This window comes from Microvirga brassicacearum, from assembly GCF_008757455.1.
GTDB classification, from domain to species: Bacteria; Pseudomonadota; Alphaproteobacteria; order Rhizobiales; family Beijerinckiaceae; genus Microvirga; species Microvirga brassicacearum.
The window spans coordinates 1-1,846 of the sequence record NZ_VCMV01000058.1; the positions used below are offsets into that span (position 1 = coordinate 1).

Annotated in this window: 3 protein-coding genes; 2 read left to right on the plus strand and 1 reads right to left on the minus strand. The window is 66.7% G+C overall.

From position 1 onward, the window contains the following. Nucleotides 1-574, plus strand: a 574-nt coding sequence (locus FEZ63_RS25020; protein ID WP_150948465.1) for a phage tail tape measure protein, incomplete at its 5' end; no start/stop codon positions are given. Between the two features lie 4 nt (nucleotides 575-578). Here FEZ63_RS25020 and FEZ63_RS21470 read toward each other — a convergent pair. Next, nucleotides 579-824 (minus strand): HP1242/YdcH family protein, encoded by a 246-nt coding sequence (locus FEZ63_RS21470; RefSeq protein WP_150948468.1) that lies wholly within the window; start codon nucleotides 822-824, stop codon nucleotides 579-581. A gap of 81 nt (nucleotides 825-905) precedes the next feature. Here FEZ63_RS21470 and FEZ63_RS21475 point away from each other — a divergent pair, with 81 nt between their 5' ends. After that, nucleotides 906-1,544, plus strand: a complete 639-nt coding sequence (locus tag FEZ63_RS21475) for a DUF2460 domain-containing protein (protein WP_150948472.1) — start codon at nucleotides 906-908, stop codon at nucleotides 1,542-1,544. The last annotated feature ends 302 nt before the right edge of the window (nucleotides 1,545-1,846 follow it).

Sequence of the window (1,846 nt, forward strand, 5' to 3'; positions counted from 1 at the left end):
GGGCAAGAAGTTTGATGATGTGCTGAAGTCGGTGCGGCGATCTCTTGTGGAAACGGGGCTGAAGATGGCGCTGGCGCCGCTGCAGATCGGGCTCAGCCAGAGCATGAAGCAGCTCTCCACCGGCCTCATGGGGGGCTCGTCGGACGGCGGCTCGGGCGGCCTGCTCGACGGGCTCGTCAAGGGCATCGGGTCGCTGTTTGGCTCCATGTTTGGCGGCGGTGGCGGCAATGCCGCGGCGGCCGCCGGGCCGCCTGTTCCCGGGTTCGCCAACGGTGGCGTGTTCTCGCGCGGCCAGGTGATGCCGTTCGCGCAAGGGGGCGTGGTCGGCACGCCGAGTTATTTTCCGCTCGGTCGCGGGCTTGGCGTCATGGGCGAGAGGGGCGCGGAGGCGGTGATGCCGCTGGCGCGCGGGCCCGATGGCCGTCTCGGCGTCCGCTCCGGTGGGGGCGGCGGACGGCCGATGTCGGTGACGGTGAATGTGTCGACGCCCGATGCTGACAGCTTCCGCCGCTCGGAGGCGCAAGTCTCGGCAGCACTCGCTCGCGCGGTGGCGCGCGGCCAGCGCGGAATGTAGGCATTCAGGTCTCTGCGCCTGAGATGATCGCGGCCATCTCGTCCTTCACCAGAAGTCGGCGCCGCTTGAGTTCCTCGAGTTCTTCCTCCGCGTCGGGATCGAGGACGATTTCGAGCCGGTGAATATCGCGATTGAGATCGCGATACTTTTCCGCCAGCCGTGCGAAGTGCCCGTCGGCGGCTTTCAGCGTCTCGATCCGTTCAGCCTTCCCGGGGAAGTCTTCTTCGAGGAAATCGCGGTCCTGACCCATGGGATTACATCCTTCGCGAAGCGGCGGCGATGGGTCAACGCCGCGCGCCTTCGTTCCGTTTCACGCATATCAGGATCTGTCATGGCTTCCGAATTTCACGAGGTCCGGTTTCCCCTCGACGTCAGCCTCGGCAGTCGCGGCGGGCCGGTGCGGCGCACCGACATCGTTACGCTCGCCTCCGGGCGCGAGCACCGCAACAGCCGCTGGGCACAATCGCGCCGGCGCTACGATGCGGGGCTCGGCGTGCGCAGCATCGATGCGCTGCATACGGTGATCGCCTTTTTCGAGGAGCGGCGCGGGCGGCTCATCGGCTTCCGCTTTCGCGACCGCACCGATTGGCGCTCCGGCGCGCCCTCGCAGGAACCGACGCCGCTCGATCAACGCATCGGCACCGGCGACGGCGCGAGGGGATCTTTCGCGCTGACGAAAACCTACGGCGCTTCCTATGCGCCCTATCAGCGCCTTATCACCAAGCCCGTAGGCACGTCGGTGCGCATTGCGGTGAATGGCGTGGAGCAGAGCGTCGGATCCGCCTTCGCGTGCGATCCCACGACCGGCATCGTGACCTTCGCGAGCCCGCCCGCGCCGGGTGCAATCATCACCGCCGGTTACGCCTTCGACGTGCCGGTGCGCTTCGACACGGACGAACTCGATATCGACCTGTCGGCGTTCGAGGCGGGCGCGATTCCGCAGATACCGCTGGTGGAGATTGTGGTGTGAGTGGTGAGTGGGGCATGGCGAATGGCGAATGGCGAGTAGTGAGTGGGATTCTCGCACCGTCATTCCGGGGCCGCGAAGCGGAACCCGGAACCTAGACGCGCTGACGTTTCTCGTGAATCGCTACCGTCGCCGCGTCTTCGGCACTGCCGCGTTTATGGGTTCCGGGCTCCGCTTCGCGGCCCCAGAATGACGGGGAAGCGACTGTTCGCCGTCTCCGCACTCACCGATCCTCACCACTCCCCACTCACTACTCGCCATTCGCCACTCCCCATTCGCCACCCCCCCGGAGCCCCCATGCGCAC